The following is a 26117-nucleotide window of genomic DNA, read 5'->3' on the forward strand; positions in this document are numbered from 1 at the left end:
AATCAAGTGAGGCATGTTATGGGTCCGATAATGCTGGATGTTCAGGGTTATGAGCTGGACAACGAAGAGCGTGAAATTTTAGCTCATCCACTGGTAGGCGGGTTAATTTTATTTACCCGTAACTTCCATGATGCGGCGCAGCTGCGGGAATTAGTTCGCCAAATCCGCGATGCATCAAGACACCGTTTATTGATTGCGGTGGATCAAGAAGGTGGTCGCGTACAGCGTTTTCGTGACGGCTTTACTGCATTACCGTCCGCGCAGGCGTTTGCCGCACTGAATAATCAAATGGATGGTGCTAAATTAGCACAAGAAGCTGGTTGGTTAATGGCAGCAGAAATGATTGCCATGGATATTGATATTAGCTTTGCCCCTGTGTTGGATTTAGGGCATGAAAGTATTGCCATTGGTGAACGTTCATTCCATGCCGATCCTGAAATCGCCATGACGATGGCAGAGCGTTTTATTCGAGGAATGCGCAGCGCAGGCATGAAAACCACCGGTAAGCATTTCCCGGGACATGGCGCGGTTAAAGCGGACTCACACAAAGAAACACCTCGAGATGATCGCTCATTAGAGCAAATTCGTGGCAAAGATATGTCTATTTTTAAAGACTTTATTCAACGTGAGTTATTGGACGCTATTATGCCAGCCCATGTGATTTACACTCAAGCGGATGACCGTCCTGCAAGTGGCTCTCCGTTCTGGTTGAAATCCGTGTTACGTGAACAACTTGGTTTCAACGGGGTTATTTTCTCGGATGACTTATCCATGGAAGGGGCTGCTATTATGGGAAGTTACCCAGAGCGAGCAAAAGCGTCATTAAATGCAGGTTGTGACATGATCTTGGTTTGCAACAATCGTGAAGGTGCAGTGAGCGTACTGGATAATTTGCCAAAACAAGATGACAGCCGAGCATCTAAGCTTTACCACAGTGGTCGCCAATATACATTAAGTGAGCTGCAATCAGTGGAGCGTTGGAAACAGAGTCATCATCAATTAGTCGATTTACATGAAAAATGGCAAGAGCATCGTAATCGCTAATTAAATTACACTGAAAATAGACCGATGAGAGGATTATCTCATCGGTTTTTTTTTATCTTAAATAGGCTGAATAAGTTACGGGTAACCTTATTTTGGGAAAATAAAGCAAGTAAAAAAATAGGTTGCGATATTTGATTAGAAATATTGCAGTAGCATTAAGGATATGTACGAAAATTATACATTAATATCACGTAATATAACTTTACCTATAGGAATATTTCCTAGAAATAATGTTTTTCAAGCATTAAATTATATTAAAGTATAGGGAATGATAAACATTTTTATGCTGTTAAGACGAGTATATTGCTTAAGAACAGAATGATTGACCGATGTAGGCATTTAAATTAATTGTTTTAATAATGGGTAAATATTGTTGATCTAACTGTGCCGAATTTCTCACTTTTTTGTGGAAGATTCTATTAAATATAGAATGATTAAATTAGCAAAAAAATTGTTTAAATATGGCGTGTTAGTTAATTACGGATAAGCAATAAAGTGATTAATATCACATCAGATGATACCTGATTTGCAAGGCATCTAGTTTGTTGTGACATCGATCGTATTAATTGACACAAAATTACGTTAGCATACTTTTCATTATGAAATTTAATGTCAAACACTCTTTGATGGGTGTGGCTAAATATCGTCCAAATAAATTTGAATTCATGTGAAAACTTAAATTAAATAAGTGTGGTTGGATGAATTATTTCGACTTATAAAATAATTAAAACTTATTCTTACATGGCGAAAAATTAAGTTTGCTTAAAGAATAGAAGGTGAAACTTAAATTAAATAATTAAAAAAATTCTTGCAGTAATTAAAGCTAAATAAATTATTACGTATTGAAAGTAGTAAGGCGTCATAACATCCAATGAATATTGGATGCGGATAGTTATATTCTAATAATCACGACTAGGTTTAATTCAAATGAAAGTCAAAAAAATAGCGTTAATATTGTTTCCATCTTGTTTTGTTGCATTTGGGGCTAATGCAGGCGATTGGGAAAATGCCATCAAGGAAAACTCATTTGTTGCAGACTCTGAATTAGAGCTTTCTACTCGAAATATGTGGAAATATCTAAAATCAGAAAATCGTTACGATGCCAACGAAAAACGTTACAGAAAGCAAGTGGCTCAAGCTTGGGGGCAAAATATTCAACTAGATTACCAATCTGGATATTTTGCCGACTTTATTGGCTTTGATGCATCCTATTACGGCGCGATCAAACTGGCGGCAAGTAAAGACTTCGCATCCCGAGCCATTTTATATAACGATGACGGTGAGGCTAAAGGCTATAACAAGATAGGTCAGCGTTATGCAAAATTTAAATTGGATTTAGAGCCTGTTAATTTTAACGGTAAAGCAGGTTGGTTTACGTTGAAAAACAAGGGTATTTTTACTAACTCCCAACGTTTGTCATTAAACACTTATAATGGTTACTACACCAATACCGCCATTAGTGATTGGAACTTAGATTTACTGTATCTTGATGGCAAAGTGATGCGTCGAGATAGTCCAAATATTGACAGAATGTATTTCCGTGACGGAAATGGCGTCAGTCACGACATCAATCATGTCGTGACTGGTGGGATTAATTACAATACGAAACCACTTAAAGCGTCTTACTTCATTGGTCAAGCTGATGATGTTTTCCGTCAACAAGGCTTAGAAATCAAATATAAGCTAAACTCGGATATCACATTATCTTCTCAGATTTATGGTCATGAGTATGGTAGCGATGGTAAACGGACATCGACAGACACCAAACGCGGTAAACAAAACTTTGATAAACGTGCGTGGCACTATGCGGGTGAAATTGAATGGCGCGTTCCGGAAACACCGTGGACTTTGATGACGGGTATCACACATACGACTGCACATAAAACAAATGGTGTAGGTCAGTTTGCCCGTAACCCAATCGGTAACACACGTGGTCGTTTTAACTCACCAGCTTATGCGGATATCGACTATGTGCGTGATGGCGAAACTATGCTGGCATTAAAAGCCGAATATCAAGTTAACCCTACTTGGTCTGTCGGTGCGAACAGCAACTACAGTGAATTCTCTTATTCTGGCGAACGTTTAAAACAAGGACAAGTGGGCGTATTCACTTACTGGAAACCGACTGAAAATCTGTCTGTTTCATTAAGTGGCGGTATGGGCTGGCACCATCAGCAAGAATCGGATAACTCGACACCAAAACTGTATGACGGTGACTCACGTCGTGCTCACTCTTTATCGGGTTCGATGACAACGACCTATCGCTTCAAAATGTAATTAGAGGCAATTAATAAATGAATCATAAAATAAGTTTAGTGACATTGCTGGTTTCAGGTGCCCTGTTAGCAGGTTGTGCCACGAAACAGACTGATACGGTTAAAGTTCAAGTCATTGGTATTAATGATTTCCATGGCGCATTGCAAGCGCCTGGAGATGGCAAACTTGGCGGTATTGAGTCGATTGCGACATTAGTGAAGCAGTTAAAAGCAGAAAATGACAACACGATTATTGTGGGTGCTGGCGATTTAGTGGGCGCAAGCCCATTACTTTCTTCCATGTTCTACGATGAACCAACCATTGAGGCTTTGAGCGCAATTGGTCTTGAGACCAGTGCCGTGGGTAACCACGAATTCGACAAAGGTAAAGTTGAATTACTGAGAAAGCAAAATGGTGGATGTCATCCTACGGCGGGCTGTGTAGGAAAAGAATCCTTTGCGGGGGCTGATTTTAACTATTTAGCCGCTAACGTGATTGTAAAAGAGACAGGTGAAACATTATTCCCATCTTATTACGTGAAACAGTTTGATGGTGTGCCAATGGCATTCATTGGCTTAACGCTGGAAGGAACACCAGCCATTGTTACGCCGAGTGGTACTGCGGGCTTAGAATTTAAAAATGAAGCTGAGACCATTAACCAACAAGTTAAACTACTAAAAGCGCAGGGTATTCGTAGTATTGGTGTCTTGATCCACGAAGGGGCAACTCAACAAGTGGATACCAAAGTGAAAGACATTAACCGTTGCGATAATATCAAAGGGCCAATTGTTGAGATTGTTAAACAGCTTGATGCCGATGTGGATTTTGTCGTGAGTGGACATACACACCAAGCCTATAACTGTGACATCAATGGTAAAAAAGTCATTTCAGCGCAATCGAACGGGACGTTGCTGTCCCAATTGAATATTGAAATTGATAGAAAAACCAAAGACATTGTCAGCATTAATGCGAAAAACATTCCGGTTGAAACCAGCCGTTATGGTAAAGACCCGAAACTAAGCCGTTTTATTCAGAACTACGAGCGCATCTCAAAACCGATTGCAGAGCAGGTGATGGGCACCTTAAGTGCTCCCGCAGATAAAAAATTAGCCGCTGGTGGTGATTCCACTTTGGGTAAAATTATCGCGGATGCTCAGTTATATGTCGCAGCCACCCCAGATGCGGGCGGCGCCCAAATTGCCTTTATGAACAGCGGTGGTATTCGTGCTGATCTCAAAGCAGGGGAGCTGACCTACGGTGATATCTTTACGGTGCAGCCATTCTCAAATGTCGTGGTGACGCAATCTCTAACAGGTGAGCAAATTAAACAGGCGTTAGAGCAACAGTGGGAGCGTGAACGCCCACAAGTCATGCCGGTTTCCCACGGTTTTTATTACGAATGGGATGACAGCCGTGCGGTAGGCGATAAAGTGATTGCAGGCTCGATGAAATTAAATAGCAAGCCAATTGATATGAAGAAAAGCTATCGTGTTGCAGCAAATGAATTTTTAGCCACAGGCGGTAGCCGCTTCTCAGCCTTTAAACAAGGTAAAGATCGTATTTATAGCTTGCCAGACAACGAAGCATTGATGAAATACTTCAAAGATAACTCGCCAGTTCAGTTACCAACGGACGAGCGTATTAAAAAACTGAAGTAAAATACCCTCACAAAATACTAGGTTTCAAGCCCGAGAATAACGCCATTCTCGGGCTTTTTTGTTTTAAATCGACATTCCGCTGACTCGTTTCTTTTTTTTCAAAAAATGATTTGACGATTGTGATCGTTGTCATAATAATCAACTAAATTGATTTGCATCAACATTTGGTATGACCAAATGTCCATGCATGATATTCTTCACGACTAAGCAACATAAAAAAGGGTGAATTAGCGTTATTTAAGTTTTTTGTTATTAGAAACCTTAAATAACATTAATATATTTTATATGAGGGGCATATGACCTTAACTCAACCTAAAATCGTTGTTGTTGGCGGTGGTGCTGGTGGCTTAGAACTGGCAACTCGTTTGGGGCGTAAATTAGGACGCAAAAAACGTGCGGATATCACGCTAATTGACCGTAATCCAAGCCATTTATGGAAACCACTGCTACATGAAGTCGCAACGGGTTCGCTCGATGATGGTGTTGATGCTATTAGCTATTTAGCGCATGCAAGACATAATGCATTTCATTTTCAATTAGGTTCTCTCACGAATATTGACAGAGAAAATAAAAAAGTCGTTCTCGGTGAATTGCGTGATAAAGACGGAGAACTATTAGTCCCGCTACGTGAAATTGATTACGATATTTTAGTGATGGCGTTGGGTAGTGCCTCCAATGATTTTGGTACGCCGGGCGTCAAAGACAACTGTATTTTCCTTGATAGCCCAACCCAAGCACATCGTTTCCATGATGAAATGTTGAACCTGTTCTTGCGTTATTCAGTACGCGATAATGCTGAAGAGAAAGTGAATATCGCGATTGTAGGCGCCGGGGCAACAGGTGTAGAGCTCTCTGCCGAGTTATATAACGCTGTAGAGCAACTCACCAGCTATGGTTTCAAAGGGTTAGATACAGATGCGTTGAATGTGACTTTAGTAGAAGCAGGGGAGCGTATTTTGCCCGCATTGCCTCCACGTATTTCCAGTGCAGCCCATCAAGAACTGAACAAACTTGGCGTGAAAGTATTAACAAAAACCATGGTAACCAGTGCCGATGCGGATGGTTTAAATACCAAAGAAGATGGCAAAATTTATGCGGACTTAATGGTATGGGCAGCTGGGATCAAAGCGCCAGACTTTATGAAAGATATTGCTGGGTTAGAAACTAACCGCATTAACCAATTAGTGGTTAAACCGACACTACAAACTACGCTGGATGAGCACATTTTTGCGATTGGTGATTGCGCATCTTGTGCAAAACCGGAAGGCGGATTTGTTCCACCGAGAGCACAATCTGCTCATCAAATGGCGAGCCTATGCTATGACAATATCGTGGCATTAATGAAAGATAAGCCATTAAAAAATTATATCTATAAAGACCACGGTTCATTAGTTTCATTATCTCGTTTCAGTACCGTGGGTAGCTTGATGGGGAACTTAATGCGTGGCGATATGATGGTAGAAGGGCGTATTGCGCGTTTTGTCTACATTTCACTGTATCGTATGCACCAGATCGCACTGCATGGCTATATCAAAACAGGCCTAATGATGCTTGTCGGTAGTATTAACCGCATTATTCGACCAAAACTGAAATTACATTAATCGGCGATTATTGATTATTTTCAGTACCGTCATCATAAGAATGCACACGATTATTGGTGAATAATTGTGTGCATTATCTAATCTGAATGAACATATATTAAAATATGTTATTGCGGTTTATCAAAAACGACACATATATTTTAATTACTATCCATTAAACACACACTATAAACGTCGCTAATTAACTCAATGAGTTTGAGTTAAGTGTGATTTAATACAAAAAAACAGCATATTATTAATTAGGATAATGTCACTGTACTCATTCATAGATAAAATTAATTTTATTTATTAAAAACAAATGGGTAGGTAATTTCCCCCTAATTATGTAATATATTGAAACTGATTTGGTTAATTATTTACGCTTATTCACGGTAAACTTATTACGCGCAAGTAAATAAGATGTAAGTCTTCTATTCAGACAAATCTAAAAAACCATATTTATTGTATGTTATTAATGTAGTTGATAATAGATAGGCTACAATAGCTATCACATTCACTTTTCAATCAAAGGGCAAAGAATGAAGCTAAAAATTAAGTTGTTACTAGCCGCATTTGTTGCCGTTTGCTTAATTGTTGTCGGTTATTTCTCTTTTGTTCGCAGTGATGAACTGAAAATTGCGACGGTATTATCTACTGAGCCTATTCGTGCGACGCGAATGATTGAACATGAAAATTGTTCAGTGACGGGGATTTTGGGTTCATTTACGCAAGAGTCGTTATCCCGTTGGCACCCAGCTCAGCGAGAATGTAGAACCATCTTAATGATTCAATCCTTACAAGGTAAATCATTCCCCCCATTTTCCAGTCATGAACCGAGAACTTGCGTCATCACCAAAAGTTTGGAACAAATTATAGTCGGCTATGATGTTATTTACCGTATTGGCGATACGATTGGTAAAGTGAGAATGCCGTATGAACCAACGGTGTTTATTCCTTTAAATGAAAATGGGCAGTTAGATTTAACCATCTCCAGCAATGCTGCGTGTGAAACGTTGCGTGAAGGTACAAAAGATATTTTGCCATTCTATTGTATGAAGCCTAACGATCTACCCAAATCCTATCAACCGTCCACCATACTTGAAGTGAAAACAGGTAAAAATACCTTTGGGTTATTTGAGTAACGTAATGACGAGCCTATTCAAAAAATTACAGAGGTTCTTGGGTGTTACCTCAGCGGACTTGCTACCGTTAAATGAATTAATGCTGAACGCTAAAAGTGGAGATGCGCAAGCACAATACCAAATTGCCACCCTATATGATGTAGGCGAAGGGGTTGAAGAAGATGAGGCAAAAGCGATTGAATGGTATTTGAAAGCGGCTACGCAAGGGCACTCACAAGCGCAATACATGATGGGGATGATGTGTGAAACCAGCGAGCATTTATCGGTTGAGTCTCATCAAGCTTTGGAATGGTTTCTAAAATCGGCGGCGCAAGGTAACAGTGATGCGCTCGGTCATTTAGAGGCAATAGGATACTCCAATAAAAAGTAATCATCTCACCTAAATTACATTCAGACAGTATAAAAAAGCCATCAGATTCAACATGAATTGATGGCTTTTTTGTTGTTCAATATTGAGCCTATGAAGCTAGCTGATGTTCATCAAAATCAGCAACAAGCTGTTTTATAAATGCTAAGCGAGTGGCTCTGTCCGATAAATCATGGAAGAATTTTAATCGAACAGGACCTTCCATACGGAAGGTTTTAGGTTGATTTTGCAGTAAGCTAATCAGGAACATTGGGTCAACTTTATTGCGCTCATTGAATTCAATAAAGCCGCCTTTTTCGTGGGCTTCAATACGCTTCATACCCAGCTTTTGAGCTTGTAAACGAATGCCTGCTGTAGATAGCAAGAATTTACCCGCATCCGGTAATGTCCCAAAACGGTCAATTAATTCAGTCCGGAGTTCATCCAGCTCAGTGTGATCTTTAGCGCTAGCAATCCGTTTATAGAATGAAAGGCGAATATTTACATCATGGATATACTCATCAGGAAGTAGCACTGGCATACGCAATTCCACCTCTGTTTGCTGATGAGTCAGATCTTCAAGTGACGGCTCTCGTCCTTCTTTCAGGGCGTCGACCGCACTTTCCAATAACTCCATGTATAGAGTGAAACCGATCGTGGTCATTTGTCCGCTTTGATCTTCACCTAATAACTCACCTGCACCACGAATTTCCAGATCATGAGTTGCCAATGCAAATCCAGCACCTAAATCTTCAAGAGAGGATATTGCTTCGAGACGTTTTTGCGCATCGGTTGTCATAGCTTTTGGATGTGGTGTGAGCAGGTAGGCGTAAGCTTGGTGGTGGGAACGACCCACACGACCGCGTAATTGGTGTAACTGCGCCAAACCAAAGTGGTCGGCTCGCTCAATAATAATCGTATTGGCGGTTGGGATATCAATACCTGTTTCAATAATTGTTGTGCAGATCAAAACGTTAAAGCGTTGATGGTGAAAATCTGTCATCACACGCTCAAGCTCACGTTCACGCATTTGCCCATGACCGACAACGAATCGTGCTTCAGGCACTAGTGTTTCAAGGCGTGCTTTGGCTTTTTCGATATTTTCGACATCGTTATATAAATAGTAAACCTGACCCCCACGCAGAGTTTCACGTAGAATGGCTTCGCGCACGACTAAATCATCATATTGGCGTACAAAGGTTTTCACGGCTAAACGGCGAGCTGGTGGGGTGGCGATAATCGATAAATCACGCATGCCACTCATTGCCATATTCAAGGTTCGTGGAATTGGCGTTGCGGTTAAGGTGAGAATATCGACATCGGCTCGCATCGCTTTAATACGCTCTTTGTGGCGAACGCCAAATCGATGCTCTTCGTCCACAACCAGCAAACCGAGATCTTTCCATTGAATATCGCTTTGTAGCAATTTATGAGTGCCAATCAAAATATCAACTTTACCTTCTGCGGCTTCAGCAATAATTTGTTGTTGTTCTTTCGCCGTTTTAAAGCGCGATAACATTTCTATACGCACAGGCCAATTGGCAAATCGGTCACGGAAATTATCGTAATGCTGCTGCGCTAATAATGTGGTGGGAACCAGTACCGCAACTTGCTTATTATTATTGATGGCCAAGAATGCTGCGCGCATCGCCACTTCTGTTTTACCAAAACCAACGTCGCCACAGACTAAGCGATCCATCGCCAACGGTTGGCACATATCACTTAATACCGCGTTAATTGCCATCTCTTGGTCTGGGGTGGTCTCAAATGGGAAGCCTTGGCAAAATTCTTGGTATTGCTCTTTATCATGTTTAAATGCAAAGCCGGCTTTGGCGGCACGTTGAGCGTAAATATCCAGAAGTTCAGCGGCCACATCACGCACTTTTTCCGCTGCTTTTTGGCGCGCACGTCCCCAACTATCGCTACCCAGTTTATGCAGCGGTGCATTTTCATCGGCACCTCCTGCATAGCGGCTAATCAAATGCAATGAAGAGACGGGTACATACAGTTTATCTTCACCAGCATAGGTAAGAATTAAATATTCTGCAGGAATACCCCCAGCTTCTAGGGTGATTAAACCTTGGTAACGACCAACCCCATGCTCAATATGTACCACGGGCTGACCAGGACGTAATTCCGCAAGGTTGCGAATCAGTGTATCGGTATTGATAGTTCGACGTTGATCACTGCGGCGACGCACCACGCGTTCACCCAGTAAGTCACTTTCACAAATTAAAGCGCGGTGACTTTCGGGCTGAATGAAGCCATGTTCTGCTGCGCCAATGGTGATGGCAAATCGACCTTGAGTTTGGCTGAAGTAATTGCTGATGATGTCAGGACGAATTTTTAGTCGCCCAAGTAGTTCACTGACCGTTTCACGACGACCTTCACTCTCAACAGAAAACACGATAGTGCCATCAAATTGTTCGGTGAATTGTCGCAACTTTTCTAGCGGATTTTTACCTTGTCCTTGCGTGCTAATATCAGGAAGTGGCTGATAATCTAAATTGGTATTAGCGGCTTTTTTAGGCAGTTTTTCCGTAGAAAGCTGAACACGAGGCCAATTTTTTAAGTTTTGATTCAGTTGTTCAACGGTTAACCATAATTCGCTTGGCGGAAGTAATGGGCGCATTGGGTCAACGCCACGGCTTTCATAACGTTGCTGAGCATCTTGTTGGAAGCGTTCAGCGGGTTCTTGTAAGTTTTGTGAAACAAACAGGGTATTGGCAGGTAAATATTCAAACAAAGACGGTAATGGCTCCGCAAAGAACAAGGGTTGCCAATATTCAATACCGCTTGGTAGTGTTTGTTTGCTGACTTGCTGATAAATATGTTCTGGGTCACGGCGAACTTCAAAGCGTTCACGCCATTGACTACGAAAGCGCTCGATAGCGTCTTTATCTGTCGGAAATTCGTGCGCTGGAAGTAAATTGATGGCATTAACTTCTTCTAAGGTACGCTGGGTATCCACGTCAAAGGTGCGCAGGCTGTCAATCTCGTCATCAAAAAAGTCGATACGAAAGGGGAAATCGCTTCCCATCGGGAAAAGGTCAAGCAAAGCCCCGCGAATCGCATATTCACCATGCTCGAGCACTTGTTCTACATGGCGGTATCCCGCTTTATCCAGCTCTTCGCGAAGGTTATCACGCGAGAGCTTATCGCCTTTTGCCATCACTAAAGCATGCCCAGCAAGGAAATCGACAGGGCAGACTTTCTGCATCAAGGTATTGACCGGCAGAATCAACGCCCCTTTTTGCAAGGTTGGTAAGCGGTATAGCGTGGATAAACGGTGAGAAATGATTTCTTGATGCGGCGAAAAATTATCGTAGGGTAGCGTTTCCCAATCAGAGAGGGTTTCGATCGGATATTGGGTAAACTGTTGAAGTTCATCATGAACACGCAATGCATTTTGCATATCACGGGTGACAATGACGACAGGTCCTTGATGGCGCTCGATCATCTCTGCACATTCTAAAGGACCCGCAGCACCGATTAAACAGCCTAAATGGCGGACATCTCCAGCACGACTTGGAAGTTCATAACGATAATTTGACGACATAGAAATATTCAGCTTCTCATAGCTAACTAGTTAATTAATGATTAGTTAGGCAATTAAAAATTAATTAAACGACCCACAGAACTCATTGAGTAGTCTGAAAGTGATCTAAACAAATAGTATTAATAACAAAAAAAACCACAAAAGCGCGGTTGGGTGGTTCCATTCATCTATCGTACCCTTTATTATCCCTGAACACTTCGCTTTGGCAACAGGGACATTACGTTTTCATGCATCAATCTGTCTCACTCTTTATAGGTCTACGCTATATGCGTGGGCGTGCGGTCGATAAATTTGGACGTTTTGTGTCCAGCTTGTCGGCGATTGGCATTACGCTTGGTGTTGCGGCATTGATTACCGTAACGTCCGTGATGAATGGTTTCGAACGTTCGTTACAAGATAGCATACTTGCTTATATGCCACAGGCTATATTGACTTCAAGTACCGGAAATATCGATCCTAATCAACATCCTATTACGGACTTGAAAAATTTACACGGCGTGAAAAAAATCGAGCCGATTGTTCAATCGGAAGTGGTTTTGCAAAGCCGAACGAACGTCGGGGTGGGGATGATGAGCGGAATTCGTTCTGATGAATCCTCATTGCTTCTGGATAAGCTGATCAGCGGCGATCGCCACGATTTAATTGATGGCGAATATAACGTTTTTCTCGGGAATCGACTGGCAGAAACACTCGGTGTGAAACGTGGTGACCAAATCCGTTTAATCATTCCTGGTGTCAGTCAACTCACGCCAATGGGACGCATACCAAGCCAACGCTTATTCACGGTTGCGGGCATTTTCCAAACGAATGGGGAAGCAGATACCAGTGAGCTGATCGTTGCTCAACCGGATGCAGCGCGTATGTTGCGTTATCCTGCGGGGAATATTACAGGCTGGCGCTTATACCTAGATGAACCATTACAAGTGGATGTGGCAAGTAAGCAGGCGCTGCCAGAAGGCTTAGTTTGGACAGATTGGCGTGAGCGCAAAGGTGAGTTTTTCCAAGCTGTCAGAATGGAAAAAAACATGATGGGGCTATTACTGAGCCTGATTATTGCCGTTGCAGCGTTTAATATTATTACGTCGTTATCGTTATTAGTGATGGAAAAACAAGGCGAAGTCGCGATTTTGAAAACCTTAGGGCTAAAGCGTAGTAAAATTCTGACTATCTTTATGATCCAAGGCGCAGGAGCGGGCATTATTGGTACTTTAATTGGTACTGTTCTGGGCACGCTACTATCGAGCCAATTAAATGTCATTATGCCGTTAATTGGCTTATTACCACGTGGAGTTACACTCCCGATTGTACTCGATTATCCGGGTATTCTAATTATTGCGCTTTGCGCGATGCTGATTTCATTGCTGGCGACGCTTTATCCTTCTTGGCGTGCGGCAGCGGTTCAACCTGCTGAGGCTTTACGATATGAATAACCAACCACTTCTGGTCTGTGAACATTTAAGCAAAATTTATCAAGAAGGCACACTCTCCACAGAAGTGTTAAAAAATGTCAGCTTCACGATGAACGAAGGCGAAACAATGGCTATCGTTGGGAGTTCAGGTTCGGGGAAAAGTACCTTATTACATTTACTGGGTGGGCTAGATACACCGTCTCAAGGTAATGTTATTTTCCGCGGGCAGCATATTAACCAGCTTTCATCGGATGCGCGTGCGGCTATTCGAAATAAAGACTTAGGCTTTATTTATCAGTTTCACCACTTATTACCTGATTTTACTGCATTAGAAAATGTGGCAATGCCGCTGTTAATTGGTGGTGTGGCAAAAGCGACTGCGTTAGCGAAAGCGACTGAAATGTTGACGGCAGTAGGGCTTGGGCATCGCGCAAATCATCGCCCATCAGAGCTATCGGGCGGGGAACGTCAACGAGTGGCCATCGCCCGAGCGCTCGTGAATGACCCTGCATTAGTCTTGGCAGATGAGCCTACGGGTAACCTCGACTTACGTAATGCGGATGCAATTTTTGAATTGCTAGGGGAATTAAACCGCAAGCAAAAAACGGCGTTTTTGGTGGTTACCCACGATATGAAACTCGCAAATCGTTTATCCCGTCGTTTAGAAATGCGTGATGGCCATCTGCAACAGGAAATTACGTTGGGGGCAATGTAATGATTAACATGCCACTGACGCTTTTAGCGGCATTGCGATTTAGCCGAGGACGCCGCAGGACAGGGATGGTGTCTTTGGTGTCGATTGTGTCGACACTGGGCATTGTATTGGGTGTTGCGGTATTAATTATTGGTTTAAGTGCCATGAATGGCTTCGAGCGAGAGCTAAATAACCGAGTTCTCTCCGTGGTACCGCATGGGCAAATTTATGCGGTAGAAGCACCTTATCAAGATTGGGAATTTGCTCAAAATGTCATTCGTAAAACGCCCGGTGTACAAGCGGTTAGCCCTTATGTGAATTTTACGGGGTTACTTGAGCGTGGGGCCAATCTTAAAGCAATTCAGATTATGGGCGTATCCCATGAAACAGAATCGCAAGTGAGTGCGTTACCTGAGTTTATTTTGAATGATGCTTGGCAACACTTTGAGGCGGGGAAACAATCAATTATTTTGGGGCAAGGGGTTGCTAACTCGTTGAATGTGAAAGTAGGGGATTGGGTGACTATCATGATCCCTAATACTGATGACAGCATGAAAATTCAACAACCTAGACGCATTCGTGTTCAAGTCACGGGTATTTTTCGTTTAAGTGGTTTGCTTGACCATCAACTTGCTCTCGTTCCGCTGGCGGATGCTCAGGAATATTTAGGTTATGGTAATGGTATCAGTGGCTTTGAAATTAAAGCTAAAGATCCTTTTGAAGCCGATAAAGTGGTGTATGACGCGGGTCTTAAAACCATGCATCACGTTGTGGTGAAAAGCTGGATTGGCGATTACGGCTATATGTACAATGACATTCAAGTCGTACGTAGCGTCATGTACTTAGCGATGATTTTAGTCATCGGTGTAGCGTGCTTTAACATTGTTTCCACGTTGGTGATGGCAGTGAAAGACAAAAGTAGCGACATCGCTGTATTACGGACATTAGGGGCAAAAGATAGGCAAATTCGTGCGATCTTCCTGTGGTATGGGTTGATTGGTGGATTGATTGGCTCATTAATCGGTGTGGTGTTGGGAGTGCTAGTTTCGTTAAATTTGACGACGCTGATTAAAGGATTGGAAGTGATTATCGGTCATCCTATTTTATCCGGAGATGTCTATTTTATTGATTTCTTGCCTTCTGAGCTGCATGTGATGGATGTGGTTTATGTTCTCTTCACGACAGTGATTTTGAGTTTATTGGCAAGTTGGTACCCAGCACGACGTGCCAGTAAATTAGACCCAGCCCGTATTTTAAGCGGGCAGTAATCTATTCGGCGCGGATGATGATATTCGCGCCGCCTTTCATTATTTAGCCATACACTCGAGATAGATCTGCTTGTAGCTACGCGTTTCAATTAAGTCCTCATTAAAACCGTACTTTTCGGCGGTGGACAGTAACTTTGTATACAAGTTGTCTAACTCACTCTCATCATCAGTCATAATCGCAAATTCAGCAAACCAGCCAATGCCCTCTAAGTAGTCAATGGTGATATGGATATCATCTAAAAAGTAGATACTCCGTTGCTTAGCGAGGGTGAGGTAACACTGATAACCTAATGTGGTCAGCATATTTTTGACATGCTGGCAGTCTGCGATATCTATCGCTTTACATTCAGATGAACTGGGTCCTTTGACAATCCACAGTTTAATTCCTGATGGGGTCATCTCTCTGACCGACATACTGATGTTTTGTGTAGCTAACGGGTTATCAGGGTAATCAAAAAAATCATCAACTTCATGATTATTCACTGTAAATACTTCAGCGTTATCCTGGGTAAGTTGCGCCAGAAATGTGTCTGAATTGGGCAATATGAATTTAATTTCGGCTTCATACTTACCGACGAAATGTTCACTCATTCCGCTATCCAAGATGATTTAGGGTGGGAGCATAGTAACATAAAGGGTGATAATGAGACTGAAGATTATGTTAAGCCATATCAAAGAATGGCTAGTTAATGAGGCGCGAAGAAGTGTTCGCGCCTTGCTGTTTTAAATACCAATAATGTCATCAAGGGAAATCGCGTTGGCAATGAGTATATGCCCAGCATAATTAAGGTGGAGATGGTCACCAGAATCATAGACTAAAGCCAATTGTTGAGGTTTTTGAGAGTCGCGAACCCATTGTTCATTATCAATCACAGCATCAAATTCACCGCTGTTACGCATCCATTGATTAACTTCTTGGCGAATGACTTCTTTCTCGGGAGTATAGAAATTTTCTAATCCATATTCTTCTGTAGAACGTAATGGAACGAGCGTGACACCCACTACGCGAATATGATGTTCATGAGCTTGGCGAATTAATTGCCGATACCCTTCGATTAATTCATAGGCAGTCGGTATACAGTTTATTGGGGCGAGGGCTGTTTGCGCGAGCCCAATATCATTTAAGCCGACTTGAACGATACACGTGGTGACGCCCTCCAGGTCAATAACATCGCGATGAAAGCGAGATAATGTACTGATCCCAATGCCATCTTTTAGCAAACGGGACCCCGATTGCCCTGCATTGACTACGGCGGTTTTATGAGGAATGGCACGCTCGGCAAGGAAATCAACCCAGCGATGATAACGATTCATCTCGACGCCGTTACCATCTACCATCGAATCGCCAATCACGACAACCGTTTGATTATGTGTATCGGATTGAGTATCAACGCGTTCTAATAATAAACGCGAACTGATTGGCATACTGTTATTGGGATAGGCTTTATGAACACAGTTGCCTGATGCTAATTGAGAGTAGTGACGAGCATCCCAATGGAAGGTTTCCACGGGAGTGAGCTCAGGAAAGTAGCTGAGCAATATTATCTCGGATAAATCGGCGATGGGATGCGCTATTTCATCACTGTATATCACTTGCCCCGCAGGGATAGTGACCTGAGCTTGACCATTAAACTGAATAGGAGCCGTCCATGACTCTCCTAAAGGGGGTGTCACGGTAATGGCGTTATCTCCTAGAACTAAAGGTTGAGAGCCATAGCGGTTTGAGAAAACAAAACGCAGTTTGTTACCCCCTAACGTGATACGTAATGTTTGGTATAAGGTTTGTTCGCACAATGATGTTGGTATTTCCAGAGAAAATGGAAATGCTTCGTCCGTTGTGGGTTGTGAGGTAGAAAGCCATGTACATACCCATGAATGATGGGTGGATGCATTTAATGGTGACATTGTGCTTTATCCTAGAAATCACGCTTAAAATTAGCGTGTTGATGTTGCTGTAAATGAATCAAAACCACGCATTGCAACATTCACCATGGCCAGTAAATGTGTTTGACTCACTCCATCGCGCGCTTGAATGGAAATGCCATGAAATAGTGTTGCAATATAATGACCTAACGCTTGAGTGTCGGTATTAGAGGGTAAATCACCCGCGATCACGCCATCTTTTAGGCGCTGCATGATAGCCGTAGTACGAGCTTGTCGATAACTGGCTAACCAAGACATGATATTTTCATTTTCACTGGCATAGTTAGTGAGTGAGAGTACCACCATACAGCCTTGAGGATGCTCTTTCTGGGTATAGGTTTCTACGGCTTGGGTTAACAATTGCTCTATAGCGAAACGGGTATTGGGTTCTTGCAGGGCAGTATCTGCAAAAGCACCTTCTTGATTAAGATAAAGATCAATAGCTTCACGAAAAAGATTCTCTTTTGAGCCAAATGCGGCATAAATACGTGCAGATGCAATTCCCAGTGCAGACACTAAATCAGACATCGACGTGCCTTCATAGCCCCGCTGCCAAAAGACAAGCTTAGCTTTATTCAATGCCGCGTCACGGTCGAACTCTCTCGGTCTTCCTGCCATAACAATTGCTCCTCTAAGTGATAATGCATTCATACTATCACTTCTTTGTCGAATGACAAATAATTATTGTTTATCGATTGACAAAGAATTGAAAAAACCTTTAACCTATTTATTGTTGATCGACAAACAATTGATGCGACTCGTGAATGAGTGGCTTTTTACTCACATAAAAGTGTATGGAACAAATATGAATTCGGTATTTAAAAAGGTGTTGCTCGTCTCCCTGATGACGCTCTCTTTGCAAGCAACAGCTACGTTAGCAGCAGGAAATCTAACTCAAACAGTCAAAAGTGCTGCGCTTCCAACCATTGAGGCGAATGAAGCCAGCTTTCAACATCACTATGTGAAAGTGAACGGGCAGCGCCTTCACTATGTTACCGCAGGGGAAGGGGAGCCGGTATTATTGATTCCTGGCTGGCCGCAAACTTGGTATACATGGCGTTATGTGATGACAGAACTTGCTGCTAATGGTTATACCGCTATTGCTGTCGATCCACTGGGAACAGGGTATTCAGATAAGCCAGACAATGGCTATGATACGGGCGCTGCCGCAACGACATTACACGAAATGATGAAGCAATTGGGTCATCCTCACTATTCAGTGATAGGGCATGATATTGGCATGTGGGTGGGGTATGCACTGGCGAGTGATTATCCATCAGAAGTGAACAAAATTGCGTTAACTGAAGCGGTTATTCCAGGGTTGGCACCTGCACCCAGTATCTTTGTTGCGCCTGAGGATAATATCTTTCTTTGGCATTTTATGTTTAACCAAGTCCATGATTTGCCTGAAATGCTGACCGCGGGCAAAGAGAGTGAGTATCTCAATTTTATCTTTGATAATTGGGCATATCGTCGTGATCGTGTTGCAGCACAAACTTATATTGATGCGTATTCTTCACCGGGCGGACTGAGAGCTGGGTTTGCTTACTATCGAGCTATCCCTAAAACTATCGAGCAAAATAAAGTGCGGGCGCAGAAAAAATTGACCATGCCAGTCTTGGCGATTGGGGCCGACCATGCAACACGAGATGCCCCACAACAGACGTTACAAGGGCGGGCGACTCAGTTACAAGGCACGATACTTGGTGAATGTGGTCACTTTGTGACAGAAGAGTGTCCTGAGCAATTAATGAGCCACATTTTGCCATTCTTAAAAAAATAATGGACACACCGTAGGTTAATCAAAAAGGAAGCTAACATTGGCTTCCTTTTCTGTCTATTAGCTGTATTAGTGATTAATACTTGTTTTTTTTGGTCATTTTATCGAGATAGCCCATTACAAACGCCGACAGCACGAAGGTCAGATGTAATATCACGTACCACATAAGTTTATCGTTTTCGACGTTTTTGAGGTTCATGAAAATTTTTAATAAGTGAATTGATGAAATGGCGACAATGGAGGCTGCCACTTTATTTTTCAATGAGGTGGCATCCATCGTGCCAATCCAATTGAGTTTTTCATGATGATCTGACAAGTTTAACTGCGAGACGAAGTTTTCGTAGCCTGAAAACATGACCATCACCAGTAAACCACCAACCAGCGCCATATCAATCAGTGAGAGCAGAGTTAGGATTAAATCTGACTCTGGAATGGCAAAAATATTTGGCAGGATATGAAAAACTTCTTGGAAAAATTTAATGGTTAACGCGAGCAATGTCAGCGATAGCCCTAAATAGATGGGTGCGAGGATCCAACGTGATGCGTACATCATTCTTTCAAAAAACTTTTCCATGCCAATCCTTCAAATTATAAAAATCAAAAATAGAGAGATGATGGGTATTTTAGCGGTTAGGTGTGATGAGGATAAAGTTTTTTGTCATCAAAAAGTGAAAAAAATGTCCTTTTGATAATAAAAAAGTTATTAACTCGAGATTATTGGGATAATTGTTTTACTTTGCTGAGGATGATGGATGCTAGTATGTTACTATTCAAATTATGTATAAATGACATAATTATTGTCATTAGGTTTTTTTACTAGAGTTGTATTTCGACAAATTCATTGCAAGGATGAAAGGAAATTTCCGATGTTGCGATTTCGCCGTAGAATGAAAAAAGCAAGTAAAAACAAATGCAAACGCCGTCAGCGACTTCGTAATCGTTCTTACTACATTGATAATAAACTGTTGAGTATGCAAAATATTAACGTGGTTGTATTAACGGGTGCGGGTATTTCTGCGGAGTCAGGAATTCAAACGTTTCGTTCAGCAGATGGTTTGTGGGAAGAGCATCGCGTAGAAGATGTTGCGACACCCGAAGGTTTTGCGCGTGACCCCCAATTAGTTCAGCGTTTTTATAATGAACGTCGTCGTCAGTTACAGCAAGAGGATATTCAGCCAAACGCAGCGCACTATGCATTAGCAAAATTAGAACACGCTCTTGGGGATAGATTTCTGCTTGTTACTCAGAATATTGATAATTTACATGAGCGTGCGGGTAGCAAGCGTGTTGTGCATATGCATGGAGAATTACTCAAAGTGCGTTGTAATTGGTCGAACCAAGTTCTGGAGTGGAAAGGGGATTTATCGGTTGAGGAACGTTGTCACTGTTGCCAATTTCCACAACCTTTACGCCCGCACATCGTGTGGTTTGGGGAGATGCCATTTGAAATGGATAGGATCTATCAAGCATTAGGGGAAGCGACCCTGTTTATTTCGATAGGCACATCAGGACACGTTTATCCGGCAGCGGGCTTTGTGCATGAAGCGCGTTTGCAAGGGGCTCATACGGTGCAGCTAAACTTAGAACCTAGCCAAGTAGAAAGTGAATTTGAAGAGCGCCATTATGGCTTAGCGAGCAAAGTTGTGAGTGACTATGTGGATGACTTACTTGCAAAACTCAATCACAAATCATGATAATAGTAGGGAGCGATAGCTCCCTAATTGCATGACGATCAAACGTTTTCATCCAGCATGGCTGGCATCGTTATCTCTTTTACACAAGTCGCGTTGCTTGTACTCAGAATAAAACGTACGGCATTCAGCACATCTTGTAATGGGATTAACGTTCCTTCACTATTCGCAATGACTTCATCAATAGGCATCGATAGCGGGAATTCTGTGGCTAGATAGCCTAAGTTCAAAATTGAAATACCGATTTTATCTTGGCGTAAGGTTTCCCTTAACGATTGTACAATCCCTCGCAGTGCATATTTTGTTGCACTAAATGTCACCTCTTTACCATTATGATTATCGAGCCCCCATGTTGAGCCAATTAAAATAATTTTACTATTGCTCCCCAAACGTAAGTTGGGCAATAGCGCCTTTATATTTAATAGGCAGGCGCTGATATTGGTCTGAATCATGGTCAGTAATTCAATATCGCTGGTGGATTCAAAATCATATTCAGCGGTAAAGGCTAATTTTTCCCATATACCCACATTATAAATAAGCACATCAATGGGCTGTTCCCCTATATGGTTTTTGATAGTCAATGCGGATTGAGAGTCACTCAGATCCGCGGGAAGCCAATGAAATCGTGGGTTTTTAAAGGGCGGCTCAGAGCGGGAAACACCATAAACGGTATCAGTGTAATCAGGTAGAGCTTCAACGAATGCTTTGCCTAATCCTTTGCTTACACCATAAATTAAAAATGTTTTTGTCATTGTGCCTCCATCCAATAAATTATTTTATAGTGGATTTAGTTATATAAGATATCCATTATATAACATAGTACTTAACGCAATGAGTTATCCAAAAATGCAGTAGGAAATGAACTATAAAATTAAATTAATTAGTTATCTTGCTCACTCTTTAGCTGCAAATCTGATTTGAGACAATAATTGTTTCTGTGATCTTTCCCATAATATCCCCATTGATATTTAGGGGGAGGTAGCATGGACAAACTCTTGGAGCGGTTTTTTGAATATACTGCTTTTGATACACAATCAAAACTGAATGCAAAAACAGTACCTAGTAGTACAGGTCAACTAAAATTTGCCCGCGCTTTAGCCAAAGAACTTAATTTACTTGGCTTTGAAAAAGTGACGCTAACCGAGCATGGTTGCTTAACGGCAATGATGCCATCCAATGTGGATTGGGATGTACCGGCAATTGGGTTCATTTCACATTTGGACACCGCCCCTGATTATTCAGGTAAAAATGTGTGTCCGCAAGTTCTTGAAAATTATCGAGGCGGGGATATAGCGTTAGGTATTGGTGATGAAGTTTTATCACCTGTCATGTTCCCTGTATTGCACGAAATGATTGGCAAAACGTTGATCATGACAGACGGTAAAACATTATTAGGCGCGGATGATAAAGCCGGTATCGCGGAAATTATTACCGCGATAGTACGTTTAGAAGGGCAAAATATTCCTCATGGAAAAATTTGTGTCGCCTTTACGCCAGATGAAGAAATTGGTCGCGGCGCACAACATATCGATTTCAAAGAGTTTGATGCTCGTTGGGCATATACTGTCGATGGTGGTGGTGTCGGTGAGCTTGAATTTGAAAACTTCAATGCAGCTAACGTCTCTATCAAAATCGTGGGAAATAATACCCATCCCGGTAATGCGAAAGGTGTGATGGTGAATGCATTGGGTTTGGCGACCCGTATTCACGCTATGCTACCTGTTGAAGAGACGCCTGAAAATACGGAAGGTTATGAAGGTTTTTACCACCTAACATCGATTAAGGGGAATGTAGAAAAAGCCGAAATGAACTACATTATCCGCGATTTTGACTTAGCCAATTTTGAAGCGAGAAAGAAAAATATTATCCGTATCGCAGAAAAAGTGGGTGAAGGCCTGCACCCAAGCTGTTATATCGAGCTGACATTGGATGATAGTTACTACAATATGCATAAAGAAGTGATGAAATATCCACATGTTGTTGAATTAGCTAAACAAGCGATGTTGGACTGTGATATTGAACCTGTCATCAAGCCGATCCGTGGGGGAACGGACGGCGCGCAGCTATCATACAGAGGCTTACCATGCCCGAATATTTTCACGGGTGGCTATAACTTCCATAGTAAACATGAGTTTATTACTCAAGAAGGTATGGAGCAGGCGGTGAGTGTGATTATGCGAATTGCGGAATTAACGGCTATTCATGCAAAGCGTAATACCGAGAAATAGTTTTTGATACATTCTTAATATAAAAAGTGACAATAAAAATGCCCCGATGTGAGGTGATGACATTCGGGGCATTTTGCTATTATTAACGGTTAATTATAGAAATAATTAGTCGTCAAAATACCAATATCCACTGTTAATCAGTGCGGTAATTAATGCGATAAAATTAACATCGTCAAGGGCATCCCCAAGATTTGTATAGCTGACTGCATCGAAACGACACAGGCTGTCTGCGGCTTCATAGCATTTAGTCTCTAAAGACTCACCATTAACAAAGAACTGGTCACCCACGCGAAGTGCTCGTAACCCATTGAGTTTATATAAGGTTTCTTGCTCATCTTTCAGTAGGTTATAGATTTCATTTTGTTCATAAGGCGGCTCTGGCGGCGCTAAGTCTAATTCGTGGCGCGACTGAGAAATAAATTCACCTAACCATTTACGGAATAATTCAGGGTCGTTAATCAGAGACTCCATCATTTCACGTAATTTAATTTGTTCGCCTTGCAGAATTTCAGCCGGGTTATCACGGAAAGAGAGGTCAGGATCACTGTAGCGATAACTGCCTAAATCATTAGAAATTAAATGGTCAGCAAAGCTGCTCATGAGTTCACGCGCATTTGGTGCACGAAAGCCGACAGAAAAGTTTAGGGATGGCTCAATAGCGTAACCTTCATGTGGGAATCCTGGTGGGATATACAGAATATCACCGGGTTCCATTTCTTCATCAATAATGGCATCGAAAGGTTGTACTTGGAGCAAGTCTGGATGTGGACTGTGTTGTTTCATTGGGATTTTTTCCCCAACACGCCAATGGCGACGGCCTTCACCTTGAATAATAAACACATCGTATTGGTCTAAATGAGGACCCACGCCGCCTCCTGGCACTGAGTAGGAAATCATTAAATCGTCCATACGCCAGTCAGAAAGAACGCGGAAAGGTTTCATAAGTTGGGCGCTTGGGTGGTGCCAGTGGTCAACCGCTTGGACCAAAATCGACCAGTTTTCTTCACTTAAATGATCGTAGCTTTCGAAAGGTCCGTGAGCTACCTGCCAGATGCCATCTTTATGGCTGACTAAACGGCTATCCACTTCATCTTCCATCGCTAATCCCGCGAGCTCATCAGGCGAGATAGGATCAATAAAACGCGTAAAACCCTGTTTGATAAGCAGAGGTCGTTTCTGCCAATGACTGTCCAGAAAACTCTGCCAGTCAAGATTCAGTTTATAATCCATCTTATTGTTCCCTAGTTATGACAAATCTTCCTAAATAGTATACCGGAAATGGATTGTAAAACAGGGGTTAGAGGGCGTCAGTTCACAGATTAACTATCTTCAATGACGGCTTGCTGTCTAAATGTGACGGCGACCCTAGCACCGCCTAGTGGGCTATCCGAAATGATGATTTCACCATCGTATTGATCGATGATATCGACCGCAATAGATAACCCTAGACCTTGCCCCGGTCGTAGTGTGTCGGCGCGTTGTCCACGCATAAATATCAGGCTACGCTTGCTTTCAGGAACACCTGGACCATCATCATCCACAAAAATTGTTAGACTATCGTGACCCGCAAGGGCGGTGACTTCCACAAACTCAAGGCAATATTTACAGGCATTTTCCATAATGTTGCCCATCACCTCCATAAAATCATTCGGTTGACCTAACCATGTGATTTCAGGGGAAATGTCTACGGTGATCGAGACACCTTTGTTTTGATATACTTTATGTAGCGCACTGGATAGACTATCTAAGATAGAGGGGACGGACGCAATTTCCCGTAACATGAGGTTCTCATCACCTTGGCTTGAAGCGCGGTGTAGATAGTAACCGACTTGTTGGGAGATTCGACCTATCTGCTCCAGCATGATGGGTTCGGCTTGTTCGATAGTCATCTCTTTGCCGGAGCGTAGCAGCCTTAATGTCGATTGCAGAACCGCTAACGGTGTTTTCAAACTGTGAGTCAGGTCTGACAAGGTTGTGCGATATTTGCTATAACGTTTTCGTTCGTTACTCAACAAAATATTTAAATTGCGGACTAATCCTCTGAGTTCTGCTGGTGGATTTTCATCCAGCGTTTCTCGCTCACCTTTTTCAAGGCTACTAATTTGTGAAATTAATGACTTAATGGGGCGGACACTCCAGTATGCGGCAAGCCACAACAGTGGAATGACCAGTAGGAAGTTGGCGAGTATCACATAACCAAACCAATCCCAGACAACCCCAGTATTTTGCAAATCTTGCGGTAAGGTATCCACAACAACAATGGTGAGCGGTGGCATGGTTTCGGTTTCTAAATATTGATTGACCGAAACTGAGTGAGTTAATGGTTCATCGACATTATCGATATCGTTAAGTCGGCTACTGTAGTCAGGATTATTATTCAGTAATTGACGAGTTTCATCGATATCAGTGTCGATTTCATACAACCCATTTTTTTTGAGCCAATCGAGTTGAATGAGGCGCTCGATGCTGGGAACTTCCCGTTGACGCCATAAAACCTGCCCATTTTTATCATAAATGATAATCAAAGAGGGGTTATTCAGCGTAAAGTTAGGCGGAACTCGGATATCAATTTTACTATCTTGCCACTGGGCAAGGCTGTAAATTAGGTTACTTTGGCTGCGTAATAGGGTATAGGTTGTGCGGTCAAAACTTACCAAATACCCGACGACGGCCACAATTCCATAGGCTAAGGTTAAGGCGAGGATCACGGCTGAGGTCGCGCAAATAAAACGGGCCTGTAAAGAAAGTGGTTTGAACCTAAATTTACGAAATCGCATATCAGTTATTCACATCGAAACGGTAGCCTTGACCCCGGACAGTCACAATAACCTCTTGAGCATGGAACTGCTGGATTTTTTTACGTAAACGCCCCATGAGAACGTCGATAGTATGACTTTCACGTAGCTCAGCATCTGGGTAAAGTTGACGCATTAAAGAGTCTTTACTGACCACTTTACCATTATTACGCAGTAGTGTTTCAATGATGGTGTATTCGAAGGCGGTCAGTTTGACGGATTCGCCGTTGACGGTAAATTCTTTACGAGAGAGGTCGATGACAAAATTTTCAAGCTCTAACACTTGGGATGCCAATCCGCTATTACGGCGCATGAGCGCTTGCATACGGGCAACTAACTCTTCTAATTGGAATGGCTTAGTGACATAGTCATCTGCTCCGCTATTAAGCGCTTGCACTTTTTCTTGCCAACTTTCTCGCGCCGTTAACACTAAAAGCGGAATACTGACATGGTTACTGCGCCAGCGTTTGATCATGGAAAGCCCATCTTCATCAGGAAGACCTAAATCGACAACAGCAATATCAGGATGGCTTTCATTCAAAAAGTAATCAGCTTCTTTTGCGCCTTCAGCTGAATCCACTTGATGACCTAATTCTTTGAGTTGAACGGTTAAATGATGACGAAGTAGGGCGTTATCTTCTACGATAAGAATGCGCATCTGAGAACCTCATATAAAGCATGTAAATAATAATATTATAATTGGTATGGTAAAAAGAGATGGGACAAGGGACAAGATCTTAAGTA

21 protein-coding genes are annotated in these 26117 nt (G+C 42.2%); 12 read left to right on the plus strand and 9 right to left on the minus strand.

Annotated features, from left to right (window positions below):
• The first annotated feature begins 6 nt into the window (after nucleotides 1–6).
• The 6 genes from nagZ to PR766_RS01545 all read left to right on the plus strand — a co-directional run bounded on the left by nagZ (nucleotide 7) and on the right by PR766_RS01545 (nucleotide 8050).
• On the plus strand, nucleotides 7–1044 hold the full coding sequence (gene nagZ, locus PR766_RS01520; protein WP_392397801.1) for a beta-N-acetylhexosaminidase: 1038 nt from the start codon (nucleotides 7–9) through the stop codon (nucleotides 1042–1044).
• Between the two features lie 927 nt (nucleotides 1045–1971).
• On the plus strand, nucleotides 1972–3321 hold the full coding sequence (locus PR766_RS01525) for an OprD family outer membrane porin (RefSeq protein ID WP_006661439.1): 1350 nt from the start codon (nucleotides 1972–1974) through the stop codon (nucleotides 3319–3321).
• 17 nt (nucleotides 3322–3338) lie between these two features.
• Complete coding sequence (locus PR766_RS01530; RefSeq protein ID WP_154636424.1) at nucleotides 3339–4958, plus strand: bifunctional metallophosphatase/5'-nucleotidase; 1620 nt, start codon at nucleotides 3339–3341, stop codon at nucleotides 4956–4958.
• 296 nt (nucleotides 4959–5254) lie between these two features.
• Nucleotides 5255–6559, plus strand: coding sequence for an NAD(P)/FAD-dependent oxidoreductase (locus PR766_RS01535; protein ID WP_154636425.1), 1305 nt, complete (start codon nucleotides 5255–5257; stop codon nucleotides 6557–6559).
• A 518-nt stretch (nucleotides 6560–7077) separates the two neighbouring features.
• Nucleotides 7078–7680, plus strand: coding sequence for a UmoD family flagellar biogenesis regulator (gene umoD / locus PR766_RS01540; RefSeq protein WP_006660823.1), 603 nt, complete (start codon nucleotides 7078–7080; stop codon nucleotides 7678–7680).
• Between the two features lie 4 nt (nucleotides 7681–7684).
• A complete protein-coding gene (locus PR766_RS01545) occupies nucleotides 7685–8050 on the plus strand; it encodes a tetratricopeptide repeat protein (protein ID WP_006661441.1) in 366 nt (121 codons plus the stop codon).
• Nucleotides 8051–8138: 88 nt separating this feature from the next.
• On the opposite strand, the gene mfd is transcribed toward PR766_RS01545, so the two are convergent.
• Nucleotides 8139–11585 (minus strand): transcription-repair coupling factor, encoded by a 3447-nt coding sequence (mfd, locus tag PR766_RS01550; protein WP_154630997.1) that lies wholly within the window; start codon nucleotides 11583–11585, stop codon nucleotides 8139–8141.
• 227 nt (nucleotides 11586–11812) lie between these two features.
• On the opposite strand from mfd, the gene lolC reads away from it, so the two are divergent.
• Genes lolC through lolE form a run of 3 tightly spaced genes read left to right on the plus strand, consistent with a single transcriptional unit; the run spans nucleotide 11813 to nucleotide 14956 of the window.
• Nucleotides 11813–13015: a lipoprotein-releasing ABC transporter permease subunit LolC gene (lolC, locus tag PR766_RS01555; RefSeq protein ID WP_036978948.1), complete on the plus strand. Its 1203-nt coding sequence runs from the start codon at nucleotides 11813–11815 to the stop codon at nucleotides 13013–13015.
• Complete coding sequence (gene lolD, locus PR766_RS01560) at nucleotides 13008–13709, plus strand: lipoprotein-releasing ABC transporter ATP-binding protein LolD (protein ID WP_006661444.1); 702 nt, start codon at nucleotides 13008–13010, stop codon at nucleotides 13707–13709. The genes lolC and lolD overlap by 8 nt, the downstream gene beginning before the upstream one ends.
• Entirely contained in the window at nucleotides 13709–14956 is a 1248-nt protein-coding gene (gene lolE / locus PR766_RS01565; protein WP_006660828.1) for a lipoprotein-releasing ABC transporter permease subunit LolE, read from the plus strand. Before lolD ends, lolE begins: the two co-directional genes overlap by 1 nt.
• 39 nt (nucleotides 14957–14995) lie before the next feature.
• Here the strand turns inward: lolE and PR766_RS01570 are convergent, their stop codons facing one another.
• The 3 genes from PR766_RS01570 to PR766_RS01580 all read right to left on the minus strand — a co-directional run bounded on the left by PR766_RS01570 (nucleotide 14996) and on the right by PR766_RS01580 (nucleotide 17497).
• Nucleotides 14996–15547, minus strand: coding sequence for a class IV adenylate cyclase (locus PR766_RS01570; RefSeq protein ID WP_154630998.1), 552 nt, complete (start codon nucleotides 15545–15547; stop codon nucleotides 14996–14998).
• A gap of 132 nt (nucleotides 15548–15679) precedes the next feature.
• A complete protein-coding gene (locus tag PR766_RS01575; protein WP_154636426.1) occupies nucleotides 15680–16861 on the minus strand; it encodes an SGNH/GDSL hydrolase family protein in 1182 nt (393 codons plus the stop codon).
• A 30-nt stretch (nucleotides 16862–16891) separates the two neighbouring features.
• Nucleotides 16892–17497, minus strand: coding sequence for a TetR/AcrR family transcriptional regulator (locus PR766_RS01580; protein WP_036961329.1), 606 nt, complete (start codon nucleotides 17495–17497; stop codon nucleotides 16892–16894).
• A gap of 187 nt (nucleotides 17498–17684) precedes the next feature.
• Between PR766_RS01580 and PR766_RS01585 the strand changes: the two genes are divergently transcribed.
• Entirely contained in the window at nucleotides 17685–18662 is a 978-nt protein-coding gene (locus PR766_RS01585; RefSeq protein WP_006661449.1) for an alpha/beta fold hydrolase, read from the plus strand.
• A 73-nt stretch (nucleotides 18663–18735) separates the two neighbouring features.
• On the opposite strand, the gene PR766_RS01590 is transcribed toward PR766_RS01585, so the two are convergent.
• Nucleotides 18736–19233, minus strand: a complete 498-nt coding sequence (locus PR766_RS01590) for a TIGR00645 family protein (protein ID WP_006661450.1) — start codon at nucleotides 19231–19233, stop codon at nucleotides 18736–18738.
• 292 nt (nucleotides 19234–19525) lie between these two features.
• Between PR766_RS01590 and cobB the strand changes: the two genes are divergently transcribed.
• Nucleotides 19526–20353 carry a Sir2 family NAD+-dependent deacetylase gene (gene cobB / locus PR766_RS01595; protein WP_006661451.1) on the plus strand — a complete coding sequence of 276 codons (828 nt, stop codon included), beginning with the start codon at nucleotides 19526–19528 and terminating at the stop codon, nucleotides 20351–20353.
• Nucleotides 20354–20391: 38 nt separating this feature from the next.
• Here the strand turns inward: cobB and PR766_RS01600 are convergent, their stop codons facing one another.
• Nucleotides 20392–21102, minus strand: a complete 711-nt coding sequence (locus tag PR766_RS01600; protein WP_006660835.1) for an SDR family oxidoreductase — start codon at nucleotides 21100–21102, stop codon at nucleotides 20392–20394.
• Nucleotides 21103–21333: 231 nt separating this feature from the next.
• Here PR766_RS01600 and pepT point away from each other — a divergent pair, with 231 nt between their 5' ends.
• Nucleotides 21334–22578: a peptidase T gene (gene pepT, locus PR766_RS01605; protein WP_006661452.1), complete on the plus strand. Its 1245-nt coding sequence runs from the start codon at nucleotides 21334–21336 to the stop codon at nucleotides 22576–22578.
• Between the two features lie 105 nt (nucleotides 22579–22683).
• Here the strand turns inward: pepT and PR766_RS01610 are convergent, their stop codons facing one another.
• From PR766_RS01610 to phoP, 3 genes are all read right to left on the minus strand, one after another.
• Nucleotides 22684–23808: a ribosomal protein uL16 3-hydroxylase gene (locus PR766_RS01610; protein WP_154636427.1), complete on the minus strand. Its 1125-nt coding sequence runs from the start codon at nucleotides 23806–23808 to the stop codon at nucleotides 22684–22686.
• Nucleotides 23809–23897: 89 nt separating this feature from the next.
• The gene (gene phoQ, locus PR766_RS01615; RefSeq protein ID WP_006660838.1) at nucleotides 23898–25355 is read right to left on the minus strand and encodes a two-component system sensor histidine kinase PhoQ; all 1458 of its coding nucleotides are present in this window, start codon (nucleotides 25353–25355) and stop codon (nucleotides 23898–23900) included.
• 1 nt (nucleotide 25356) lies between these two features.
• Nucleotides 25357–26031, minus strand: a complete 675-nt coding sequence (gene phoP / locus PR766_RS01620; protein WP_006660839.1) for a two-component system response regulator PhoP — start codon at nucleotides 26029–26031, stop codon at nucleotides 25357–25359.
• Between the last annotated feature and the right edge of the window lie 86 nt (nucleotides 26032–26117).

Source organism: Providencia sp. PROV208 (assembly GCF_028479465.1).
GTDB lineage: Bacteria > Pseudomonadota > Gammaproteobacteria > Enterobacterales > Enterobacteriaceae > Providencia > Providencia alcalifaciens.